Annotated in this window: 17 protein-coding genes; 9 read left to right on the top strand and 8 right to left on the bottom strand. The window is 71.5% G+C overall.

The genetic code is table 11. From position 1 onward, the window contains the following. The first annotated feature begins 39 nt into the window (after positions 1–39). Both ACIBU0_RS26140 and ACIBU0_RS26135 read left to right on the top strand, forming a co-directional pair. On the top strand, positions 40–657 hold the full coding sequence (locus ACIBU0_RS26140; protein ID WP_398822569.1) for a hypothetical protein: 618 nt from the start codon (positions 40–42) through the stop codon (positions 655–657). Between the two features lie 633 nt (positions 658–1,290). Next, a complete protein-coding gene (locus ACIBU0_RS26135; RefSeq protein WP_398822566.1) occupies positions 1,291–1,713 on the top strand; it encodes an ATP-binding protein in 423 nt (140 codons plus the stop codon). A 73-nt stretch (positions 1,714–1,786) separates the two neighbouring features. On the opposite strand, the gene ACIBU0_RS26130 is transcribed toward ACIBU0_RS26135, so the two are convergent. Together ACIBU0_RS26130 and ACIBU0_RS26125 are read right to left on the bottom strand one after the other, a co-directional pair. Further along, positions 1,787–2,827 carry a DUF2637 domain-containing protein gene (locus ACIBU0_RS26130; protein ID WP_398822563.1) on the bottom strand — a complete coding sequence of 347 codons (1,041 nt, stop codon included), beginning with the start codon at positions 2,825–2,827 and terminating at the stop codon, positions 1,787–1,789. Positions 2,828–3,130: 303 nt separating this feature from the next. Continuing rightward, complete coding sequence (locus tag ACIBU0_RS26125; protein WP_398822560.1) at positions 3,131–3,982, bottom strand: (2Fe-2S)-binding protein; 852 nt, start codon at positions 3,980–3,982, stop codon at positions 3,131–3,133. 155 nt (positions 3,983–4,137) lie between these two features. Here ACIBU0_RS26125 and ACIBU0_RS26120 point away from each other — a divergent pair, with 155 nt between their 5' ends. Then, positions 4,138–4,995, top strand: a complete 858-nt coding sequence (locus ACIBU0_RS26120; protein ID WP_398822557.1) for a GntR family transcriptional regulator — start codon at positions 4,138–4,140, stop codon at positions 4,993–4,995. A gap of 55 nt (positions 4,996–5,050) precedes the next feature. Here the strand turns inward: ACIBU0_RS26120 and ACIBU0_RS26115 are convergent, their stop codons facing one another. Both ACIBU0_RS26115 and ACIBU0_RS26110 read right to left on the bottom strand, forming a co-directional pair. Next, positions 5,051–5,815: a hypothetical protein gene (locus ACIBU0_RS26115; protein ID WP_398822554.1), complete on the bottom strand. Its 765-nt coding sequence runs from the start codon at positions 5,813–5,815 to the stop codon at positions 5,051–5,053. Between the two features lie 179 nt (positions 5,816–5,994). After that, positions 5,995–7,668, bottom strand: a complete 1,674-nt coding sequence (locus ACIBU0_RS26110) for a PucR family transcriptional regulator (RefSeq protein ID WP_398822551.1) — start codon at positions 7,666–7,668, stop codon at positions 5,995–5,997. 376 nt (positions 7,669–8,044) lie between these two features. Here ACIBU0_RS26110 and ACIBU0_RS26105 point away from each other — a divergent pair, with 376 nt between their 5' ends. The 5 genes from ACIBU0_RS26105 (at position 8,045) to ACIBU0_RS26085 (ending at position 14,780) form a co-directional block, all read left to right on the top strand. After that, a complete protein-coding gene (locus tag ACIBU0_RS26105) occupies positions 8,045–8,935 on the top strand; it encodes an FAD binding domain-containing protein (protein WP_398822548.1) in 891 nt (296 codons plus the stop codon). After that, positions 8,935–9,537: a (2Fe-2S)-binding protein gene (locus tag ACIBU0_RS26100; protein WP_398822545.1), complete on the top strand. Its 603-nt coding sequence runs from the start codon at positions 8,935–8,937 to the stop codon at positions 9,535–9,537. The genes ACIBU0_RS26105 and ACIBU0_RS26100 overlap by 1 nt, the downstream gene beginning before the upstream one ends. 5 nt (positions 9,538–9,542) lie before the next feature. Next, positions 9,543–11,927, top strand: a complete 2,385-nt coding sequence (locus tag ACIBU0_RS26095; RefSeq protein ID WP_398822542.1) for a xanthine dehydrogenase family protein molybdopterin-binding subunit — start codon at positions 9,543–9,545, stop codon at positions 11,925–11,927. Between the two features lie 187 nt (positions 11,928–12,114). Next, positions 12,115–13,572, top strand: coding sequence for an NCS2 family permease (locus ACIBU0_RS26090; RefSeq protein ID WP_398822539.1), 1,458 nt, complete (start codon positions 12,115–12,117; stop codon positions 13,570–13,572). Between the two features lie 50 nt (positions 13,573–13,622). Next, positions 13,623–14,780, top strand: a complete 1,158-nt coding sequence (locus ACIBU0_RS26085; protein WP_398822536.1) for an XdhC family protein — start codon at positions 13,623–13,625, stop codon at positions 14,778–14,780. Between the two features lie 5 nt (positions 14,781–14,785). Here ACIBU0_RS26085 and ACIBU0_RS26080 read toward each other — a convergent pair whose 3' ends face one another. From ACIBU0_RS26080 to ACIBU0_RS26070, 3 genes are read right to left on the bottom strand one after another with little or no spacing between them, the layout of a single operon-like run. Then, positions 14,786–15,211, bottom strand: coding sequence for a hypothetical protein (locus ACIBU0_RS26080; RefSeq protein ID WP_398822533.1), 426 nt, complete (start codon positions 15,209–15,211; stop codon positions 14,786–14,788). A gap of 35 nt (positions 15,212–15,246) precedes the next feature. Beyond that, positions 15,247–15,687 (bottom strand): SRPBCC family protein, encoded by a 441-nt coding sequence (locus tag ACIBU0_RS26075; RefSeq protein ID WP_398822530.1) that lies wholly within the window; start codon positions 15,685–15,687, stop codon positions 15,247–15,249. A 30-nt stretch (positions 15,688–15,717) separates the two neighbouring features. Continuing rightward, positions 15,718–17,217 (bottom strand): family 43 glycosylhydrolase, encoded by a 1,500-nt coding sequence (locus tag ACIBU0_RS26070; RefSeq protein ID WP_398822527.1) that lies wholly within the window; start codon positions 17,215–17,217, stop codon positions 15,718–15,720. A gap of 239 nt (positions 17,218–17,456) precedes the next feature. On the opposite strand from ACIBU0_RS26070, the gene ACIBU0_RS26065 reads away from it, so the two are divergent. Then, on the top strand, positions 17,457–19,460 hold the full coding sequence (locus tag ACIBU0_RS26065; RefSeq protein WP_398822524.1) for a flavin monoamine oxidase family protein: 2,004 nt from the start codon (positions 17,457–17,459) through the stop codon (positions 19,458–19,460). 13 nt (positions 19,461–19,473) lie between these two features. Here the strand turns inward: ACIBU0_RS26065 and ACIBU0_RS26060 are convergent, their stop codons facing one another. Next, positions 19,474–22,155 (bottom strand): SpoIIE family protein phosphatase, encoded by a 2,682-nt coding sequence (locus ACIBU0_RS26060; protein WP_398822521.1) that lies wholly within the window; start codon positions 22,153–22,155, stop codon positions 19,474–19,476. Between the last annotated feature and the right edge of the window lie 56 nt (positions 22,156–22,211).

Below are 22,211 nucleotides of genomic sequence, written 5' to 3'. Positions count from 1 at the left end.
CGATCGTTCACGCACTCTTCTCACTCACGGGGGACACCCATGTCCAAGCGCACCCGAGCCGGCGTGCTCGCCGCACTCGCCGTCGCGGGCCTCGCCGCAGGCACCGCACTCACCGCCGCACCGGCCGGCGCCGCGACGAAGGCGCCCGCGCCGAAGTTCCTGTCGGCGTCCGAACTGCCGCCGCACCCTTCCTCCGCCTGGACCGCCGGCAGGGTCACCGACGGCGTCCCGGAGGAGATGCAGGGCTGCCTGGGCGAGGCGCTGTTCGGCTACGACTCCCGCTACCGCACCTTCCGCACCGACCTCGAAACCGGCGCCGAACAGCTCAACGTCGTCGTCGGGGACAACGCCAAGGCCAAGGCCCTCGCCACCCGCCTCAACATGGAGATCCGGAACTGCGCCCTGCGCAGCGACGCCGACCCGGAGATCGAGGCCGAGTACCGCAGCTACGGCAGCCTGCCCGTCGAGGAGGGCGCCCGCGTCCACGGCGTCCACACCCGCGCCTCCTGGGGCGCCATGGACATCCACCTGGTGTCGGTCGGCCGGGACGGCGGCACCGTCACCGTTGTGCAGTGGGGGCAGATGGGCGACTTCACCGACGCGCCGGTGAAGGACTTCAAGAAGACGACCACCACCGCGGTCGACAAGCTCTACTGACCGGCGCACCACCGGACCACCACTCGGTGGGGCCGCCCTCCCGGACGGGGGTCGGGCGGGCGGCCCCGCACCCACGGCACGGCCGAATTCCGGCCAGTTTCACCGGCCGCGCGCATCGGCTCGGACAGCGCCTCGATGCCGAACCTCAGGTGTCCCGCCTCTGTATCGCGTACGGCGGTGTCGTCAGGCCGGAATCGACGCACGGGCCGAACCTCCACCGTCAGGACGCCCCCGGGGCCGTCGGCCCGACGCCGTGCGGTACCGCCCTGGTGGGCCGCCCCTTCCCGAGGCGGACGCCCCGCCCCGCCTCCCCTCGCCGGCAGCCTGCTCCCCGCCTGGAAGCAGGCCCCTTGGCCGGTGGCCCACAGGGTCCGCTCGTCGCGTACGGCGACTTCCGGGCGGCCGGCGGGTGACGTTCCCGGTTTCATCCACCCCGTACTGCCTGCCCCAACCGTGGCCGAACACCTGGTCGTTGACGATTCGACATGACTGTCGGGGGTCCGACTGGGAAATGGTTCCCGTGAACGTGTTCGAGCCAGGAGGGGAACCGACATCGGCACGCGGGCGGGGGTCATGAAAAGGCAGGCACGGGGAGGCGGTCCCATCGCATTCGGGGCCTCCTCGGCGGAGGCAGTGGAGGACAGGGCCGCGAGCGCCGGGGACCACATACAGACGCCTCAACTCAGGCGCAGACTCGGGCGGGCGGACCTGCGGGCCGTACCGGAGACCCGCAAGGCCCTGCGCGAACTGTTACGGCACTGGGGGAGACCAGGGCGATCGGACATAGCCGAACTGCTCACCAGCGAGCTCGTCACCAACGCGATCGTCCACACCGACCGTGAAGCGGTCCTGACGGCCACCGTCGGACCACGCGGACTGCGGGTGGAGGTGCGGGACTTCGTGGCCCGCCGGCCCAGACTGCGCGTACCGAACGCCGACGACGGTACGAACGGCAGAGGCCTGCTCCTGGTGCAGTCCCTCGCGGACGCCTGGGGTGTGGTGGCGCACGGGGTGGGGAAGGCGGTGTGGTTCGAACTCGACGCGGGTGCCGCCTGACGTACGTACGTCAACGGGAAGGGGCGCGACCCGGGTCCCGGATCGCGCCCCTTCCCGTCGATGAGCGGCGTTCTCAGCCGAACTGCTGCTCAAGGTCCTTGAGCTTGCGCTCCAGGGAGTCGAGTCGCGGCAGCGCCATTGTGTCGTCCTCCGCGGTGAGGTCGACGGTGACCGGATCAGAACCGGTGCGTACGGGCTGCAGTGAGGGACGTGAGCGCACGGGCAGTTGTTCCGGCGTGGATATGGCAGGCTCCGCGGTGACCCGGTCGGCCCGCTCCAGGGCCGCCTGGGGCTCGGCGTGCCGTCCGCCGCCGCGGCCGACGAAGCCGCGGTGACCCCGGCTGATGGCCTTCAGCTGGGCCCGCTCCATGCGCTCCTGCTCGCGGCGCCGCAGTCGGCTCGCTTCCTTCTGCCGCTTGTCCTCGCGGACCTCGTCGACCGCCTCGTCCAGGCTGCGCACGCCCTCCAGGAGCATCAGCGACCAGGCCTTGTAGGTCTCCCGGGGAGCCCGCAGCCAGCGGACGATCCGGATCTGCGGCAGCGGCCTGGGCACCAGACCCTGCTCGCGCAGGGCGGCCCGGCGGGTCTGCTTCAGCGCCCGGTCGAACAGCACCGCCGCGGACAGGGACATGCCGGCGAAGAAGTGCGGGGCACCGTCGTGGCCGATGCCCCTGGGCGCGTGCACCCAGTTGAACCAGGCCGCGGCGGCCGCGAACGTCCACACGAGTATCCGGGAGCCGAGCGCCGCGTCACCGTGGCTGGCCTCGCGCACCGCGAGGACGGAGCAGAACATCGCGGCACCGTCCAGACCGAACGGCACGAGGTACTGCCAGCCGTTGTGGAGGCCGAGGTTCTGTTCGCCGAAGCCGACCAGACCGTGGAAGGAGAGCGCGGCGGCCACGGCCGCGCAGCAGAACAGCAGCACATAGGAGGCGGTGCCGTATATGGCCTCCTTGCGCCTGCGGCGCTCCTCGCTGCGCTCCCACGAGTCGTCCGCGCTCGCGTCCTTCCCCGAGGCCTTCCCGCGCCGGAGCACCGCTATCGCCGCCAGCAGGCCCAGGAGCAGGACGGCGCCCGGAAGCAGCCAGTTCAGCGATATGTCGGTCAATCTCATCTGGGGTCCCTTGCATTGGGATAGGGCGTAACGCCCGCCATAGTGGCCCAATCCCACCGGCCCTCAGGGGGTTTCGGGGCAAGAGGCCGCCAAGGAAGTGCAAGGGAATGCCCAGGGCGGCGTTCTGCTCGAACTGCCGCTTGAGGGGCGGGAGTTGAGTTCGAATAAGACTACCCGTACGGGTGGTTCCACGGAAAGTTCCTGTGCTTGGTGAGGAATTTGTGAAACGCCTGTAACCGGAACGGGTGTCGCACTCGCGGGTGATCTTACGGCACCCCGTCCCGCTCCCCGCCTGAGGGGGCCTCAACTCGCGGTGGCCAGCAGCCTGGTGACCCGATCGGCGTCGCAGGTGCGGGGGCAGGTGACGCAGGTGTCCTCGGGGCGCAGGGTGTAGAACATGCAGCAGCTCGCCCGGTCCCGGGTCGGCAGGGACTCGCCGTTCGGTCCGGTCAGCTCACGGAAGGCGGCCGAGCCGACGTAGGGCTTCGTCGCGCCCGGCAGCAGCAGCTCCAGCTCGCGCCGGGCCCGGTCCTGCTCGCGGTCGCCGAACAGGTGGGCGACGTACCACAGGCCCTCCACGACCTCGTCGGTCGCCATGCCCCACAGTGCGCGCCCGCGTCGCCGCATACGGGGTCCGAAGCCGGCGAGGACGGGTTCGAGGTGCTCGGCGACCGCGGCCCGTACCTCCGCGCGCAGCGCCTCCTCGTCGGGTACGACCCTGGCGCCGGGCAGTGTCGCCGCCGGGTCGCCGGGGAGGCAGGCGAAGGCGGCGGGGCGGGCGGCGAGGCGACCCAGGGAGAGGCCGGGGGCCGTCCGGTCGTACGAGACATGCGTCACGGGGAAGCGGGGGACGCGGCGCAGCAGGAACCAGGGCACGGTGATCAGCAGGCAGGCGGGCCACGCGTAGCGGTGCAGGCCGAAGCTCGCGACGACGTCCGGCCGTGCGGGCTGTCCGTAGTCGCGTCGTATCTGTGCGTCGTCCCAGGCCAGGAACGCGTCGAGACCGGTCGTGCCTGCTGCGAGCGCCGTGGCGGGGATCCAGCCGCCGTGCCGGGGGAGCGGCTCGCCGATGGCCGGCTGGGTGATGTCGAGCCCCGGGAAGGCCTCGGTGAGACGGGTGTACGCGTCGGCGAGGGCTGAGGGGGGCACAGGCATACCGGACCGCCGATCCGCGAGGCATTGAAGGTAAGGCTAACCTTACCCAAGGTCGCTTCAGTTTGAACTGTCGCGTTCTGCGCCTAAGGTGCTTGACGGGTGAGTAACAACCCGCCGTAATGACCCCAAGTACCGACACGTCCGGAGGAGGACCCGTGAAGCAGGGCGCGCAGGGCTCCGCCGGGACGGGGATTCCGCAGGGCCCGGTGGGTCCGGGGGCATCCGGTGTCCAGGAGGCCCGGCCGGATCTGCCGTGGGTGCCGCCGCAGGGCGGGGCCGCGGGCAGGGGTCGGGGTCCGGGGGGCTCGGCGGCGCCGACGGCTCGTGGGGAGCACACGCACAGTGAGCAGCCGATCCCGCGGCCGCGCCCGGTCGTCCAGCGGGCCTCGGTGCGGGGGCAGATCCTCGACGCGCTGCGCACCGCGCTCGTCAGCGGCGAGCTGACTCCCGGGGCGGTGTACTCCGCTCCCGCCCTCGGCGAACGCTTCGGCGTCTCCGCGACGCCGGTCCGTGAGGCCATGCAGCAGCTCGCCCTGGAGGGGGCCGTGGAGGTCGTCCCCAACCGGGGGTTCCGGGTCGTCGAACGCGGGGCCCGGGAGCTGGCCGAACTCGCCGAGGTCCGGGCGCTGATCGAGGTGCCGGTGATGTTGCGGCTCGCTCGTACGGTCCCCGCCGAACGCTGGGCGGAACTGCGGCCGTTGGCCGAGGCGACGGTCCGCGCGGCGTCGGCCGGGTGCCGGGCGACCTACGCGGAGTCGGACCGCACCTTCCACCGCGCTGTGCTCTCCCTCTGCGGCAACGACCAACTCGTCCAGATCGCCGACGACCTCCACCGCCGCGCCCAGTGGCCCTTGGTCACCACGACCCGCCCACCCGCCCACGGCCACGCCGACCTCATCGCCGACGCCGCGGAGCACACGGCACTGCTGGATGCGCTGATCGCGGGTGAGCTGGAGGTTGTGCGGTCGCTGGTGGGGGAGCACTTCGCGGCGGCGGCTGCCTCCGGCGGTTGAGCGGGGGTGCCCGCGGCGGCAGGGGGTCCAGGGGCCCCGCCCCTTCGAGGATGGCTCAGGCCGTGGCTGCCGGTGGGGTAGGGGCCAGTTGGCGGGACAGCCAGGTGGGGACGCCGCCCAGGAGGCGGAACAGGCGCCGGGCCTCCTCACGCAGGCGCGACGCCTCGGGCTCGGTCTCGGTGTCGGCGAGGGAGACGAGCGCGGGCGCCGTCCCCACCAGGTAGCCCAACTCCTCACGGATGCGCAGGGACTCGGCGAACCCGTGCCGCGCCTCCGCCAACTCGCCGTCCCGTAGCGCGAGTCCGGCCAGATGGCGCCAGGTGAAGGAGAGCAGGAGGGGGTCGGCATGGGCCGTCGCGCCCGCGTGTGCGCGGCGGTATGCCGCACGGGCCGCCTGGGGCGAGCGCGCCAGGTTCTCCGCCAGCAGACCCCGCCGGAAGTCCAGCAAGGCCCTCCCCGCCGCCCCCGGAGGGATCAGCGCCGCCGCCCGCCCCAGTGCGGCCCGCGCCTCGTCGGCCCGGTCACGCACCGAGTGCAGCGTCGCGGCGTACGCAAGTTGCCCGCGTTCACAAGCGGCCGCGCCCCGCTCGTCGTCGCTGTGGGCGAGCGCCTCGGCCGTGCGCAGCGCGTCCTCGGCCTCCTCCCAGCCCTGCTCGGTGTACAGACACCGCTCCACCAGCAGCGCGGCCCGCTGCAGCGCGGCCTGAGCGGTGACCGGCTGGAGCAGGGCCGCCGCATCCGCCCAGCAGGCGCGTGAGCGCAGCCGCCATACCGCGGTCTGGAGTGGATCGTCACCAGCGGTCGTTCCGTTACCAGACATGGCGGTATACGCCACCTTGCCCTCCCCGAGCACGCCATCGAGCTGTTGAGTGGTGGCCGCATCTCAGCATGAATCGCCGGGCCCGGCCAAGAGGGTGGGTGAAGGATTTCACAAAGTCGTGGGACAGCGACGGCACTTGGTGCCATCCCGCACCACCGTCCGCGGGGCCCCGCGCCCGCTCAACTCATCCGCAATGCCAAGAAGAAATCCAGCTTGTCCTCCAGCCGGGACAGGTCCCGGCTCGTCAACTGCTCGATCCTGCCCACTCGGTAGCGCAGCGTGTTGACGTGCAGGTGGAGACGGGTCGCGCAGCGCGTCCAGGAGCCGTCGCACTCCAGGAAGGCCTCCAGGGTGGGGATCAGCTCGGCGCGGTGGCGGCGGTCGTAGTCCCGGAGCGGGTCGAGCAGCCTTGCCGTGAAGGCCCGCCGCACGTCGTCCGGGACGAACGGCAGCAGCAGCACGTGCGAGGCCAGTTCCTGGTGGCCCGCCGCGCAGACCCGGCCCGGGCGGGCCGCCGCCACCCGGCGGGCGTGGCGGGACTCCTCCAGGGCGCCGCGCAGCCCCTCCGCCGAGTGCACCGCCGCGCTCACGCCCAGCGTGACCCGGCCGTCGTCGTCCAGGCCCGCCGCCAGCGGGTCCCGGATCGAGTCGAGGAGCGCGTCCGCGAGGATCCCCGCCTCGGAGCCGTCGTGCTCCGAGGAGACGGCGGGCAGGGGAACCAGGGCGATGGCCTCGTCGCCCGTGTGGGCCACGGCGATGCGGTCGGAGGGCTCCGGGCCGGTCGCGAGCGGATCCACCAGGACCTCCTCCAGGAGCGACTGGGCGACCGGCCCCGCCTCGATGTCCCCGCCCTCCCACTCGACCCGGGCCACGACGACCTGCCAGTGCGGGGCCGCGCCGAGGCCGGGCAGCAGCACCGGGGCCGCGACCCGCAGCCGCGCCGCGATCTCGGCGGGCGCCGCGCCCGTCTGGACCAGTTCGAGGACCTCCTGCGCGAGGCGGCGGCGCACCGTGCGCGCCGCGTCCCTGCGGTCCCGCTCCACCGCGATCAGCTGGGTGACGCCCTGGAGGAGGTCCAGCCGCTCCTCGGGCCAGTCGCTCGCGTCCGCCTCCACGGCCAGCAGCCAGTCCGACAGCAGCGTCTCGCGCACGTCCCGCGCGGCCTGCGGGGAGCGGCCGCTGCTGCGGATCGGGAAGAGGGAGTACGGCGTGGTGCCGAGCGTCACGCGGTGCGGGCCGCGGCGGGCCGTACGGGCGGCCGACAGGTGCTCCGCCGCCAGCCTCGCGCACAGGTCGGCGGGCAGCGCCGGTCCGCCGACCTTCGAACCGGCGATGAGCCGGCCCGTCGGCGACAGCACCCACGCCCGCAGGTCCAGGTCCGAGCCGAGGAGGTCGAGGACGACGTCCGGGCCGCCGCCCGCCGGGCCCGACGTCATCATCCGCCGGTGCCGGTCGACGACGGCCGCCAGATCCCCGGCCCGCTCGCCGCTGACCTGCCGTACGACATGCTCGGTGATCGTCGCGAAGGCCACCGACTCGTGGACGGCGAAGAGCGGCAGGCGGTGGCGGGCACAGGCCAGGACCAGGTCCTCGGGCACGTCCCCCAGCTCCGCCTCGCCGGCCGCCAGCGCGACCACTCCGGACTGCACCAGGAGGCGCACGAACGGCTCGGAGTCCGCGGGTCCCCGACGCCAGGCCAGGCCCGTGAGGACCAGCTCACCGCCCGAGAGATAGCGGCTGGGGTCCCTGAGGTCGGTGGTCATCACACCGCGCACGGTGCGGTCCAGCTCGTCCTCGCCGCCGAGCAGCTTGAGGCCCAGCGCGTCGGTGTCCAGCAGTGCGCGCAGCCGCATTCTCGTCGCCGCCGTTCTTTGTCTCGAAATCTACGATGGATCTAGGAGGTCGTGTGGTGAGCGGCCCGTCCGGCGGGCCGGTGGGGGGTGACCGTTCTCCGCCGGGCTGTGTGTCGGCTGTGTCCCTGGTCACAAGGGCTGTGTCTCACGTTTCCACGGAAAAACGGGGAGGTTACTGATGACCTCCGTTCATACGAATCTACAAGATGACCTCCCTGGCCAGCCAACTCCTTCATGGTTTCCGTGACTGACCCCGGTGGAGGACGGAGCTGTGTACTGACGTCAATGCGCGTTAACAGCACATGAACGAGCCGGGCCCGCCGCACCAGATCTGGCTCAAACCGTACGACCCACGAGACCAAGAAGAGAGCCGGTCATGGACTTCCTTCGCCCCGCCAGCTGGGAGGAGGCGCTCGCCGCGAAGGCCGAGCACCCCACCGCTGTGCCGATTGCGGGTGGCACCGATGTGATGGTCGAGATCAACTTCGACCACCGCCGGCCCGAGTACCTCCTCGACCTGAACCGCATCGGCGACCTCTACGAGTGGGAGGTCGGCGAGGAGAGCGTGCGGCTCGGGGCTTCGGTGCCGTACAGCACGATCATGGACAACCTGCGCGCCGAGCTGCCGGGCCTGGCCCTCGCCTCGCACACGGTCGCCTCCCCGCAGATCCGCAACCGCGGCGGCGTCGGCGGCAACCTCGGCACCGCCTCCCCGGCCGGTGACGCCCACCCCGCCCTGCTGGCGGCCGGCGCCGAGGTCGAGGTCGAGTCGGTGCGCGGCAGCCGCCGTATCCCGATCGACGAGTTCTACACCGGCGTCAAGCGCAACGCGCTGGCCGCGGACGAGCTGATCCGCGCCGTGCACATCAAGAAGGCCGACGGGCCGCAGCAGTACTCCAAGGTCGGCACCCGCAACGCCATGGTCATCGCCGTGTGCGCCTTCGGGCTCGCGCTGCACCCCGAGACGCGGACCGTCCGTACCGGGATCGGTTCGGCCGCTCCCACGCCCGTCCGGGCCAAGGCCGCCGAGGAGTTCCTGAACGCGGCGCTCGAAGAGGGCGGCTTCTGGGACAACGGAAAGATCATCACCCCGTCGGTCGCCAAGCAGTTCGCGGACCTGTGCTCCGCCGCCTGCAACCCGATCGACGACGTCCGGGGCACCGCGAGCTACCGCCGCCACGCGGTCGGCATCATGGCTCGCCGCACGCTGACCTGGACCTGGGAGTCGTACCGCGGCACCGCCGCTCACACGGAGGGAGTCGCCTGATGCGCGTCAACTTCACTGTCAACGGACGTCCGCAGGAAGCCGACGACGTCTGGGAGGGCGAGAGCCTTCTGTACGTGCTGCGCGAGCGGCTCGGTCTGCCGGGGTCCAAGAACGCCTGTGAGCAGGGCGAGTGCGGATCGTGCACCGTCCGGCTGGACGGCGTGCCGGTGTGTTCGTGCCTGGTCGCCGCCGGTCAGGTCGAGGGCCGCGAGGTCGTGACCGTCGAGGGGCTGGCCGACTTCGCCAAGCAGCGTGCGGAGCACGGCGGTTGCGCCTCCGGCGCCTGCGGTACGGACGGCAAGGCGGGGACCTCGCTCCAGGACGCCCAGCAGTGGGCCGCCAAGGGCCAGGACTCCCAGACCGGCGAGGGCACCGAACTCTCCCCGATCCAGCAGGCGTTCATCGACGCCGGCGCCGTCCAGTGCGGCTTCTGCACCCCGGGTCTGCTGGTCGCCGCCGACGAGATGCTGGAGCGCAACCCGAACCCGACCGACGCGGACATCCGCGAGGCCCTGTCGGGCAACCTGTGCCGCTGCACGGGGTACGAGAAGATCATGGACGCGGTCCGCCTCGCGGCCGCCCGGCAGGGAGAGGCGGTCTGAGCACCATGCCCACCAACGGCGCTCCCACCAAGATCACCCAGGGGTCCCAGACCAAGGGCGGCATCGGTGAGTCGACCCTCCGCCCGGACGGCACCCTCAAGGTCACCGGCGAGTTCGCCTACTCGTCCGACATGTGGCACGAGGACATGCTCTGGGGCCAGATCCTGCGCTCCACGGTCGCCCACGCCGAGATCGTGTCCATCGACACGAGCGAGGCCCTCGCCATGCCGGGCGTCTACGCCGTCATGACGTACGACGACCTGCCGACCGACGTGAAGAACTACGGCCTGGAGATCCAGGACACCCCGGTTCTCGCGCACGGGAAGGTACGCCACCACGGTGAGCCGGTCGCGATCGTCGCCGCCGACCACCCGGAGACGGCCCGCCGCGCCGCCGCCAAGATCAAGGTGGAGTACCGCGAGCTGCCCGTCATCACCGACGAGGCCTCCGCGACCGCCCCGGACGCGATCCTCGTCCACGAGAACCGCGACGACCACCACAGCGGCCACGTCCCGCACCCGAACATCGTCCACCGCCAGCCGATCATCCGCGGCGACGCGGCGGAGGCCGCCAAGAGGGCGGACGTGATCGTCCGGGGCGAGTACACCTTCGGCATGCAGGACCAGGCGTTCCTCGGCCCCGAGTCGGGTCTCGCCGTCCCCGACGAGGACGGTGGCGTCCACCTCTACATCGCCACCCAGTGGCTGCACTCCGACCTGCGCCAGATCGCGCCCGTGCTCGGCCTGCCCGAGAGCAAGGTCCGTATGACGCTCTCCGGCGTCGGCGGCGCCTTCGGCGGTCGCGAGGACCTGTCGATGCAGATCCACGCCTGCCTGCTGGCGCTGCGCACGGGCAAGCCGGTCAAGATCGTCTACAACCGCTTCGAGTCCTTCTTCGGGCACGTCCACCGCCACCCCGCCAAGCTCTACTACGAGCACGGCTCCACGAAGGACGGCAAGCTCACGCACGTGAAGTGCCGCATCGTGCTGGACGGCGGGGCGTACGCCTCGGCCTCCCCGGCGGTGGTCGGCAACGCCTCCTCGCTGTCGATCGGCCCGTACGTGGTCGACGACGTCGACATCGAGGCCATCGCCCTCTACACCAACAACCCGCCCTGCGGCGCCATGCGCGGCTTCGGCGCGGTCCAGGCGTGCTTCGCCTACGAGGCGCAGATGGACAAGCTGGCGAAGCAGCTCGGCATGGACCCGGTGGAGCTGCGGCAGCGCAACGCCATGGAGCAGGGCACCATCATGCCGACGGGCCAGCCCGTCGACTCGCCGGCCCCGGTCGCCGAACTCCTGCGCCGCGTCAAGGCGATGCCGATGCCGCCGGAGCGCCAGTGGGAGTCCAGCGAGGGCGCGGACGTACGGCAGCTGCCGGGCGGCCTGTCCAACACCACGCACGGCGAAGGCGTCGTACGCGGTGTCGGCTACGCGGTCGGCATCAAGAACGTCGGCTTCTCCGAGGGCTTCGACGACTACTCCACCGCCAAGGTGCGCATGGAGGTCGTCGGCGGCGAGCCCGTCGCGACCGTGCACACGGCGATGGCGGAGGTCGGCCAGGGCGGTGTCACCGTCCACGCGCAGATCGCCCGCACCGAGCTGGGCGTCACGCAGGTGACGATCCACCCGGCGGACACCCAGGTGGGCAGCGCCGGTTCGACGTCCGCGTCGCGTCAGACGTACGTCACCGGCGGCGCCGTCAAGAACTCCTGTGAGCTGGTCCGCGAGAAGGTGCTGGAGATCGGGCGCCGCAAGTTCGGCTCCTACCACCCCGCTTGGGCGACCGCCGAGCTGCTCCTGGAGGGCGGCAAGGTCGTCACCGACGGCGGCGAGGTCCTCGCCGATCTGGCCGACGTCCTCGAAGGCGAGACCGTCGAGGTCGAGGCCGAGTGGCGGCACCGTCCGACCGAGGCCTTCGACCTGCGCACCGGCCAGGGCTTCGGCCACGTCCAGTACTCCTTCGCCGCACACCGCGCCGTCGTCGAGGTCGACACCGAGCTCGGCCTGGTGAAGGTGATCGAGCTGGCCTGCGCCCAGGACGTCGGCAAGGCGCTCAACCCGCTGTCCGTCATCGGCCAGATCCAGGGCGGTACGACCCAGGGTCTGGGCGTGGCGGTCATGGAGGAGATCATCGTCGACCCGAAGACGGCGAAGGTCAGGAACCCCTCCTTCACGGACTACCTGATCCCCACGATCCTCGACACGCCGACCATCCCCGTCGATGTGCTCGAACTCGCCGACGACCACGCCCCGTACGGGCTGCGCGGCATCGGCGAGGCCCCCACCCTGTCGTCGACCCCGGCCGTCCTGGCGGCGATCCGGAACGCGACCGGGCTGGAGCTCAACCGCACGCCGGTCCGTCCGGAACACCTCACCGGTACGGCGTAAGGAAACCCGCCAGTCCCTCCGGGCGGCGCACGGAACGTCACACACTCCGCGCCGCCCGGAGCAAGCAGTACAGATCGTTCGTCTCGGGCCGTCCCCCGGGTCGTGCGGCCGAAGCACCTTCCCAAATCCCGTCAGCCGCAACGGCGGTTGGCCAGGGTGCCCCTTTGAACCTTGGGAGTAGGCCCACATGACCCAGCAGTCACTGGAGCCCACGACCACTGCCGAAGACGCGGGAGAAGGCACCCGCGTCCCCGCCGGCAAGTCGTGGCTCGACCGGTACTTTCACATATCCAAGCGGGGATCCACGGTCGCGCGTGAGGTGCGCGGCGGCGTCACCACCTTCATGGCGATGGCGTACATCCTCCTGCTCAACCCCCTGATCCTGTCCGGCAAGGACGCGGCAGGGGACACCCTCGCGCAGAAGGCCCTGATCACTGCGACCGCGTTCGCGGCGGCCTTCACCACGCTGCTGATGGGCTTCTTCGGCAAGGTACCGCTCGCCCTCGCCGCCGGCCTCTCCGTCTCCGGCGTGCTCTCCTCGCAGGTCGCCCCGCAGATGACCTGGCCGCAGGCCATGGGCATGTGCGTGATGTACGGCGTCGTCATCATGCTGCTGGTCGTCACCGGCCTGCGCGAGATGATCATGAACGCGATCCCGCTCGCGCTGAAGCACGCGATCACCATGGGCATCGGTCTGTTCGTCGCCCTGATCGGCTTCTACAAGGCCGGCTTCGTGCACCAGGGTGAGGCCACCCCGGTCACCCTCGGCCCGGCCGGCGAACTGGCCGGCTGGCCCGTCCTGCTCTTCGCGGCCACCCTGATCGCGATCTTCATGCTCCAGGCGCGCGGCATCCCCGGCGCGATCCTGATCGGCATCGTCGGCGGCACCGTCCTCGCCGTCGCCCTCAACGCCTTCGACGTCATCGACCCCAAGCAGTGGGCCAGCGGCGCTCCCGAACTGCACGGCAGCGCGGTGTCCATGCCGGACTTCTCCATCTTCGGCAACGTCGAGTTCGGCGGCTGGGGCGAGGTCGGCGCGATGACGGTCGGCATGATCGTCTTCACCCTCGTGCTCGCCGGGTTCTTCGACGCGATGGCGACGATCATCGGCGTCGGCACCGAGGCCAACCTGGCCGACGACAAGGGCCGGATGCCGGGTCTGTCCAAGGCGCTGTTCATCGACGGCGCGGGCGGTGCGATCGGCGGTGTGTCCGGCGCGTCCGGCCAGACGGTGTTCGTCGAGTCCGCGACCGGCGTCGGCGAGGGTGCCCGTACGGGGCTCTCCTCGGTCGTCACCGGCCTGTTCTTCGCGGCCTGCCTCTTCTTCACCCCGCTGACGGCGATCGTGCCGGGCGAGGTCGCCGCGGCGGCCCTGGTCGTGATCGGCGCCATGATGATGATGAACGCGCGGCACGTGGACTGGTCCGACCGGGCCACCGCGATTCCGGTGTTCCTCACCGTAGTGATCATGCCCTTCACGTACTCGATCACCGCGGGCGTCGCGGCCGGCGTCATCTCGTACGTCGCCATCAAGGCCGCTCAGGGGAAGGTTCGCGAGATCGGGGCGTTCATGTGGGCGCTGACAGGCATCTTCCTGGTGTATTTCGCCCTCAATCCCATTGAGAGCTGGATGGGCGTGCACTAGCCGGTGCACGTACCGCCCTCCACACAACCGCTGTTCAAGGAGACCGACAGATGTTGGACATCGCCGAGGAGCTGAACCGGTGGGTCGAGCAGGGACGTGACTTCGCCGTGGCCACCGTGGTGGTGGTCGGCGGCAGCGCACCCCGCCAGCCCGGCGCCGCGCTCGCGGTGGACGCCGACGGCACGGCGATCGGGTCGGTCTCCGGCGGTTGTGTGGAGGGCGCGGTCTACGAGCTGTGCCAACAGGCGCTGCAGGACGGCGAGACGGTCCTGGAACGCTTCGGCTACAGCGACGAGGATGCCTTCGCCGTCGGCCTCACCTGCGGCGGCATCATTGACATCCTCGTCACGCCGGTACGGGTCGGGGATCCGGCCCGCCCGGTGCTGGAATCCGCGCTCGCCGCGGCCTCCCAGGGGGAAGCGGCGGCGGTGGCGCGGATCGTGCGGGGGCCCTCGGAGCTGATGGGGCAGGCCCTGCTGGTCCGCCCCGACGGCTCCCGCGACGGCGGCTTCGGCGCCCACCCCGAGCTGGACCGCACGGTCGCGGCGGAGGCGGGCGCGTTCCTGGACGCGGGCCGCACCGGAACCCTGGAGATCGGCGAACAGGGCTCGCGCTGCGGAGCCCCGCTCACGGTGCTCGTCGAGTCCTCGGTGCCGCCGCCCCGCATGATCGTCTTCGGTGCGATCGACTTCGCGTCGGCGCTGGTGCGGATCGGCAAGTTCCTGAACTACCACGTGACGGTGTGCGACGCCCGCCCGGTCTTCGCGACCGACGCCCGCTTCCCGGAGGCGGACGAGATCGTCGTGGAGTGGCCGCACACGTACCTGGAGCGCACGGAGGTGGACGGCAGGACCGTCCTGTGCGTGCTCACCCACGACGCCAAGTTCGATGTTCCTCTGCTTCAGCTGGCGTTGCGCCTCCCGGTGGCGTACGTCGGCGCGATGGGCTCCCGCCGGACGCATCTGGACCGCAACGAGAGGCTGCGGGAAGTCGGCGTGACCGAGCTGGAACTGGCCCGACTCCGGTCGCCCATCGGCCTCGACCTCGGCGCCCGTACGCCGGAGGAGACGGCCCTGTCGATCGCGTCGGAGATCGTCGCGAACCGGCGCGGGGGAAGCGGGGTGTCCCTGACGGGTGCGCACACGCCGATCCACCACGACGCGACGTCCACGTCGACCCCGGCGGGTCGGATCGGCTCGGTGGCCTGAGGGGCTCAGTCGCCCGAATGCCCGAACACCCCGAGGTGGCTGGGCTCGTCACCGGTGTACAGGACGACGTACAGACCGGTCCACCGCATCCGGCTCTCGTGGAGGAGTGACTCGCCGCGCTCGTGCGGCGCGCGGCGGAGCAGGTCCGCGTACGACTCGTCGACCGGTTCCTGGAACCGTCCAGGCGTCGGCCGGTCACTGCCGAAGTGGTGCAGGATCCGGTCGGGCGCCAGGGGACGCAGGGTCATGTGGTCCTCGGGGTCGAGCTCCGACGGCGCGGCCGTCGTGCCGACGACTCGCTGGATGTCGAGGATCGAGTGGGTCCCCTCCTCGCCCATGAACTCCTCGTCGGCCCACAGCTCCTCGATCGAGCCGTACGCGTCGTCGCTGCCGTAGAGCTCCTCGAAGACCTCCTCGTGCAGTGCTGCCAAGGACGCCTCGACACCAGGGCACTGACATCGCCCGGTCAGGCTGTGCGCAGCAGCCGGTTCACCGCCCGCCCGAACACATACCGCGCCGTACGCTCCAGCACACCGTCGAAAGCCCCCGGCAGCCACCGCACCCCCAGTTCCTCCCGCCACACCACGCGCGCCCGCCCTCCCGGCCCGGGCCGGACCTCGATCTCGGCCCAGCCTCTGACCACCCGGCCCCGCTTCTCCAGCCGGCACAGGCCCGGTGAGTCGTCCTCCGGCGGCTGCCACACGGTCACCTCCATCGGGTCGTCGAAGGAGAGCGGACCGACCCCCGAGCGGGCCACGACGAGGGTGCCCTCGTGGGTGGGCCCGGGGGTGGCGACCGAGACACGGGTCAGGGGGACCGCCTCACCGTGCCGGGGCCACTCCGTCAGGCGGCGCCATGCCTCGTCCAGGGGGAGTGGAACCGTACGTTCGAGCAGGAAGTCGACCACGGAACGATCTTGGCATGAGGACGGGCGTGATCACGTGGTGGGGACGAGTTTCCACTGCTGGCAGTTGTTGTTCAGCCACGTCCACTGCCGTACGTCGGTGCCGTTCGCGGTACCGCAGTCGGCGACGTCGGCGACCTTGCCGGTGGACTCGTTGACGATCCGGACGTGGTCGCCGCTCGCGGTGAAGACGAGCCGGTAGCGCTGGCACTTGTTGTTCAGCCAGGACCACTGCCGGATGTCGGCGCCGTCGGCGGCGGAGCACTCGGCGGTGTCCATCACCTTGCCGGTGGCGACGTTGACGAGCCGGTTGGTGTCGTCGCCGAGGTCCTCGACCTTCCACTTCTGGTTGGCCCCGCCGTTGCAGGTCCACTGGAAGATGTTGGTGCCGTCGGCGGTGTTGCCGCCGTTCACGTCCAGGCACTTGCCGCTGTTGCGGTTGACGAGGGTGTACGACGTCGGCGTGGCCGCCGTCTCGCCGGACGGGCCGGGCAGGGTGGTGCCGAGGGCGACGGGGGTGCCGAAGTCCGGGGTGCCGTCGGCGTTCCAGGTGAACTTCTGGGCGCGGGTGGTACGGCCGTTGCCGCAGCCGCCGTTCGACGCCGAGTTGGCGTGGTAGACGATCCAGTTCTCGGTGCCGTCGGGCGAGGTGAAGAAGCCGTTGTGGCCGGGGCCGTAGACGCCGTTCGCGTCACTGCGCTGGAAGACCGGGGTCTGCTTCTTGGTCCAGGACGCGGGGTTCAGCGGGTCCGAGCCGGTCAGCTCCAGCCGGCCGAGCTTGTAGTCGGGGGTCCCGCAGAAGCTCGCGGAGTAGGTGAGGAAGGTGCGGCCGTTGTGGTAGAGCGGCTCGGGACCCTCGTTGACGGGGCTGCCCGAGCGCTCCCAGTCCAGAGTCGGGCTGGAGATGATGGTGAACGTCCTGTCGGCCAGGGTGTACGGATTACTCAGCGGGGCGATGACCAGGCTCTGTGAACTGCCGTTGATGAACCCGCTGCCGACCAGGTACAGCTTGCCCCCGGCCTGCAGCACGCTCGCGTCGATCAGCCAGCCGCCCGGCGTGAGATTGGTGCCGGTGAGCGAACCCTTGTAGGTGTACGGCCCCATCGGGTCGGTGCCGGCGCTCTCCAGCACGTGGGTGCGCTGCGAGTCGCAGCAGGCCACACCGCTCTGGCCGGCCGAGTAGTACACGTACCAGTGGCCGTTGAACAGGTGCATCTCCGGCGCCCAGATGTTGGTGTTGCGGGTGGGCGTCGTGTCCGACCACACCTGCATGTTGGGCGCGGTGGCGAGGCCCGCGAGAGTCGGCGACTTGCGGATGCCGAGGATGCCGGTGAACGTCGTGGTGATCAGGTAGTAGTTGCCCTCGTGGTACTGCAGCCAGGGATCCGCGCCCTTGAACGACTTCAGCGGGTTCGTGTACGGGCGGCCGTCCGCAGCGGCCGCCGGCTGTGTGGTCGCCATCAGGGCCAGGAGCGCGGTGAGCACGCAGAGGATCAGCGATCTGCGGCGTTTCCTGAAGAGCGGATGAGACATCCGGGGCATGCGAGACCGTCCCTGTCCGGTATTTCGAACGGAGTTCGTGATTCCGATCGTGATGTGGGCACGAAGATAAAAGTGGGCCATGTCCCCGTCAATGGTTTCGTCATACGCGCTTCACAAACCCGCGCGCGGACGCGCGCCGGGCGCGGCTGCACCTTGATGCGCTTGCCCGTTCAGGTGATGAACCGACGGTTGCTCCACCGGCCTCCCTCCCGCCCCCGTATCCAGGGCGCATGGACAATCACCGCGCACCTGTCGGCTCAACTCCCTTCTCACGACGGCAGTTCACGACCGCATCCGCCGGTACGGCCGCTCTGGTCGCGTTAACTCCCACCGCGGCCACCGCCGCACCCGCCGTCCCCCAACAGGCCCCGCACCGGCCGCGGTCCACCGCCGACTGGGACACCTGCCTGGCCGTCGCCCGCGCCCTCCTGGTGGTCGACGACCAGGACCGGCCGCTGGTGCCGACGTACCGGAAGATCCTCGACTCCGGGCTCCCGCGCGCGAAGACGAAGACGGCGAAGAGAGTCGTCGTCATCGGCGCCGGACCCGCCGGCCTGGTCGCCGCCTGGCTGCTGAAGCGGGCCGGGCACCACGTCACGCTCGTCGAGGCCAACGGCAACCGCGTCGGCGGCCGCATCAAGACCTTCCGCACCGGTGGGCACGAGCACGCGGCGCAGGCGTTCGCCGATCCCGCCCAGTACGCGGAGGCCGGCGCCATGCGCATCCCCGGCAGCCATCCGCTGGTGATGCAGCTGATCGACCAACTCGGCGTCAAACGCCGCCGGTTCCACCTCGTCGACGTCGACGGCGAGGGCAAGCCCGTCAACCACGCCTGGCTGCACGTCAACGGCATCCGGGTGCGCCGCTCCGAGTACGCGAGGTCGCCCCGCAGGATCAACCGTTCCTTCGGCGTCCCGCGCGCGTACTGGGACACCCCCTCCTCGGCCATCCTGCGCCGCGCCCTGGATCCCGTACGCGACGAGTTCAGCACCGTCGGACCGGACGGCAAGCGGGTCGACAAGCCGATGCCCGAGCGGGTGCGGGGCTGGGCGCGGGTCGTGCAGAAGTACGGCGACTGGTCGATGTACCGGTTCCTGACCGAGAAGGCGGGCTTCGACGAACGGACCATCGACCTGATCGGCACGCTGGAGAACCTCACCTCGCGGCTGCCGCTGTCCTTCATCCACAGCTTCATCAGCCAGTCCCTGATCAGCCCCGACACCGAGTTCTGGGAGCTCGTCGGCGGCACGGCGACCCTCCCGGACGCGCTGCTGAAGCAGGTCGCCGACGTCCTGCGCCTCGACCGGCGCGCGACCCACATCGAGTACTGGGACCCCGACCGGCCCGGCTCCGACGACACCTCCCACGTCCGCGCCGACGGCCCGCACGTCTGGATCGACACCGTCTCCGAGGGACGCGACGGCAAGGTCGTGCGCGAGCAGTTCACCGGCGACCTCGCGATCGTCACCGTGCCGTTCTCAGGGCTCAGGCAGGTGCAGGTCAGCCCGCTGATGTCGTACAAGAAACGGCGTGCGGTCGCCGAGCTGCACTACGACAGCGCGACCAAGGTGCTGCTCGAATTCAGCCGCCGCTGGTGGGAGTTCGGCGAGGCCGACTGGAAGCGCGAGCTCGACGCCGTACGGCCCGGCCTCTACGACGACTACCGCAAGGGCAGGGCCCCCGCCGACGGCAGCCTCCTCGGCGCCCACCCCTCCGTTCCGCACGGCCACATCAGCGACGCGCAGCGCGCCCACTACGCCGCCAACCGCTGGGCCACCCGCGAGCAGCCCGAGGCGGCGCACATCATCGGCGGCGGCTCGGTCTCCGACAACTCCAACCGGTTCATGATCAACCCCTCCCATCCGGTCGAGGGCAGCAAGGGAGGTGTCGTGCTGGCCTCCTACAGCTGGGCCGACGACGCCTCCCGCTGGGACTCCCTCGACGAGGACGCCCGCTACCCGCATGCGCTGCGGGGCCTGCAACAGGTCTACGGCCAGCGCGTCGAGGTCTTCTACACCGGCGCAGGGCGCACGCAGAGCTGGCTGCGCGACCCGTACGCGTACGGCGAGGCGTCCGTGCTCCTCCCGGGCCAGCACACGGAACTCCTGGCCGCCATCCGCAGCCCCGAGGGTCCGCTGTACTTCGCCGGGGACCACACCTCGGTGAAGCCGTCATGGATCGAGGGCGCCCTGGAGTCGGGGGTGCGGGCGGCGCTGGAGGCGCACGGGGACTGAGCCGCCGCAGGACTCAGCCGCCCAGGGGCTGTTCCGTCCAGATCACCTTGCCGTGGCCCGTGTACCGCGTCCCCCACCGCTCGGCGAACTGCGCCACCAGGAACAGCCCCCGGCCGCCCTCGTCCGTCGTGGCGGCGCTGCGCAGATGCGGGGCGGTGCTGCTGGCGTCGGAGACCTCGCAGATCAGGGCGCGGTCGCGGATCAGGCGGACGCGGATGGGGCCGGTGGCGTGGCGGATCGCGTTCGTGACCAGCTCGCTGAGGATCAGCTCGGTCGTGAACGCCTCCTCCGCCAGCCCCCAGTCGTCCAGGGTCCGGGTGGCCGCCGCCCGGACCCTGGCCACGGCGGAGGGGTCGCCCGGGACGTCCCAGGCCGCCGTGCGGTCCGCGGGCAGCAACCGCGTCCGGGCGACGACGAGGGCGACGTCGTCGCGCGGTCGCTCGGGCAGCAGGGCCTCCAGGACCGCCTTGCACGTCTCCTCCGGCGTCCGGCCGTGCGTGGGAGGCGCCGCGGCGAGCGCCCCGCGCAGCCGCTCCAGTCCCTCGTCGATGTCCCGCCCGTGGTCCTCGACCAGCCCGTCGGTGTACAGGACCAGGCCACTGCCCTCGGGCAGCCGCAGTTCCGTCGCCTCGAAGGGCAGGCCGGCGCCCAGGCCCAGCGGCGGCCCGCCGGGGACGGCGGGGAACTCGACCTGGCCGTCGGGGTGGACGAGAGCCGGTTCGAGGTGGCCGGCGCGGGAGAGGGTGCACAGCCCGGCGGACGGGTCGTAGACGGCGTACAGGCAGGTCGCTCCGGTGACCGGGGCCCGCTCGCCGTCGTGCAGGACGTCGCCCTCGTCCTGGTCGATCCGGGCGACCAGCTCGTCCAGGTGGCCGAGGAGTTCGTCGGGCGGGAGGTCCAGGGTGGAGAAGTTGTGGACCGCGGTGCGCAGCCGTCCCATGGTGGCCGCCGCGTGCAGTCCGTGCCCTACGACGTCCCCCACGACCAGCGCCACCCGCGCCCCCGGCAGCGGGATCACGTCGAACCAGTCCCCGCCGACCCCGCCCTGCGCCGCCTGCGCGGGCAGATAGCGGTAGGCGACGTCCAGGGCGCTCTGACCGGGCAGGGCCCGGGGCAGCAGGCTGCGCTGGAGCGTGACCGACAAGGTGTGCTCGCGGGTGTAGCGGCGGGCGTTGTCGATGCTGACGGCGGCCCGCGCCACCAGCTCCTCGGCGAGGGAGACGTCGTCCGGTTCGAAGGGCTCGGGCCGGTCGGCGCGCCAGAAGGTGGCCATGCCCATGATCACGCCACGGGCGCGCAGCGGCACCGTGAGCATCGCGTGGATCCCGAAGTCCACGATGCTGTGGGCGTTCTCGGGATCCTGATCCTGCCAGCCGGAGAAGGCGGGCATGTCCGCCTCCAGCACGGTCTGGCCCGTGCCGAAGCCGAAGGCCTGCGGGCTGGCCGCCGCGAAGTGGATCAGCGTGCCGAGGGGATAGAGCGGACTGCCCTCCCGCACGCCGCGGAAGGCGACCCGGCGCATGTCCGTGCGCCCCGCCTTCGGCTCCTCGCCGCGCAGCACCGGATCCGCCAGATCGACGCTGACGAAGTCCGCGAACCGCGGCACCGCGAAGTCGGCCAGCTCCTGCGAGGTACGCGTGACGTCCAGGGTCGTGCCGATCTCCAGACCCGCGTCGTACAGCAGCTTGAGCCGCTCCTGTGCCACGTCCGCCCGGCCGGTCAGCGTCCGCAGTTCGGTGGTGTCGCGCAGCGTCGCCACGCTGCCGGGCGGACCGCCGTCCCGGTCGGTCGCCCGCTGGCTCACGGCGAGCAGCCGGCCCCCGGCCAGGTGCACCTCGTCGGTGGCGTCCCGCCCGGAGGCGAACAGCTGGGCGAGGTCGCGCCCGATACCGAGCTCGGGGCAGCGCCGGCCCTCCGCGTCCGGCGCCAGCCCGAGCAGTCGGCGTGCCTCGTCGTTCGCCAGGGCCAGCCGCCGCTTGCCGTCCAGGATCAGCACGCCCTCCCGCACGGCGTGCAGGACGGCGTCGTGGTGCTCGTACATGCGCGTCATCTCGGCGGGGCCCAGACCGTGGGTCTGCCGCAGCAGCCGCCGGCTGACCAGCGCGGTCCCGGCGGTGGCGACGGCGAGCGCGACCGCCGCCGAGCCGAGCACCACCGGCAGATGCTGATCGACGAACCCGCCCACGCTGTCCAGCGTCACTCCGGCGGCCACCAGCCCGACGACGCGGCCGCCGTCGTCGGTCACGGGAACCACGGCCCGCACGGACGGCCCCAGCGTTCCGGTGTACGTCTCCCGTACGACGCCGCCCGCCGCGGCCGGGGCGATGGTGCCGATGAAGTGCTTGCCGATCTGATCGGGGTTGGGGTGCGTGTAGCGGATCCCGTCCCTGGTCATCACGACGATGAAGTCCACGTCGGTGGCTTCGCGCGCCGCCTCCGCCCGCGGCTGGAGCACCGCGGCCGGATTCGGATCCGCCAGGTCCTCGACGATGCCCGGCGCCTGCGCGAAGGACTGGGCCACGGCGAGGGACCGGTTGCCCGCCTCCCGTTTGCTGTCGGCGCGGACCTGCAGCACGAGGGCCACCACCGCGGCGACGACGAGGAGCACGACGATCGACGCCTGCAGCACGAAGACCTGCCGGGCGACGGTACGTGCGCTCAACAGCGAGCGCAGGCGGCCGAGGATTCCGGCCATGACTCATTTCTAGCACGGGGGCGCTCCGCTGGGAGGGCCGTGGGGAGAGTGCCGCG

Source organism: Streptomyces sp. NPDC049627 (assembly GCF_044465645.1).
Classification (GTDB): Bacteria; Actinomycetota; Actinomycetes; order Streptomycetales; family Streptomycetaceae; genus Streptomyces.
This window is presented reverse-complemented; position numbering and strand designations above follow the sequence as displayed.

Coding starts and splice junctions, on each gene's coding strand:
- ACIBU0_RS26140 (WP_398822569.1), top strand. CDS start 40: ATGTCCAAGCGCACCCGAGCCGGCGTGCTCGCCGCACTCGCCGTCGCG.
- ACIBU0_RS26105 (WP_398822548.1), top strand. CDS start 8,045: ATGGACTTCCTTCGCCCCGCCAGCTGGGAGGAGGCGCTCGCCGCGAAG.
- ACIBU0_RS26070 (WP_398822527.1), bottom strand. CDS start 17,217: ATGTCTCATCCGCTCTTCAGGAAACGCCGCAGATCGCTGATCCTCTGC.
- ACIBU0_RS26060 (WP_398822521.1), bottom strand. CDS start 22,155: ATGGCCGGAATCCTCGGCCGCCTGCGCTCGCTGTTGAGCGCACGTACC.
- ACIBU0_RS26130 (WP_398822563.1), bottom strand. CDS start 2,827: ATGAGATTGACCGACATATCGCTGAACTGGCTGCTTCCGGGCGCCGTC.
- ACIBU0_RS26095 (WP_398822542.1), top strand. CDS start 9,543: ATGCCCACCAACGGCGCTCCCACCAAGATCACCCAGGGGTCCCAGACC.
- ACIBU0_RS26110 (WP_398822551.1), bottom strand. CDS start 7,668: ATGCGGCTGCGCGCACTGCTGGACACCGACGCGCTGGGCCTCAAGCTG.
- ACIBU0_RS26065 (WP_398822524.1), top strand. CDS start 17,457: ATGGACAATCACCGCGCACCTGTCGGCTCAACTCCCTTCTCACGACGG.
- ACIBU0_RS26115 (WP_398822554.1), bottom strand. CDS start 5,815: ATGTCTGGTAACGGAACGACCGCTGGTGACGATCCACTCCAGACCGCG.
- ACIBU0_RS26085 (WP_398822536.1), top strand. CDS start 13,623: ATGTTGGACATCGCCGAGGAGCTGAACCGGTGGGTCGAGCAGGGACGT.
- ACIBU0_RS26100 (WP_398822545.1), top strand. CDS start 8,935: ATGCGCGTCAACTTCACTGTCAACGGACGTCCGCAGGAAGCCGACGAC.
- ACIBU0_RS26125 (WP_398822560.1), bottom strand. CDS start 3,982: ATGCCTGTGCCCCCCTCAGCCCTCGCCGACGCGTACACCCGTCTCACC.
- ACIBU0_RS26090 (WP_398822539.1), top strand. CDS start 12,115: ATGACCCAGCAGTCACTGGAGCCCACGACCACTGCCGAAGACGCGGGA.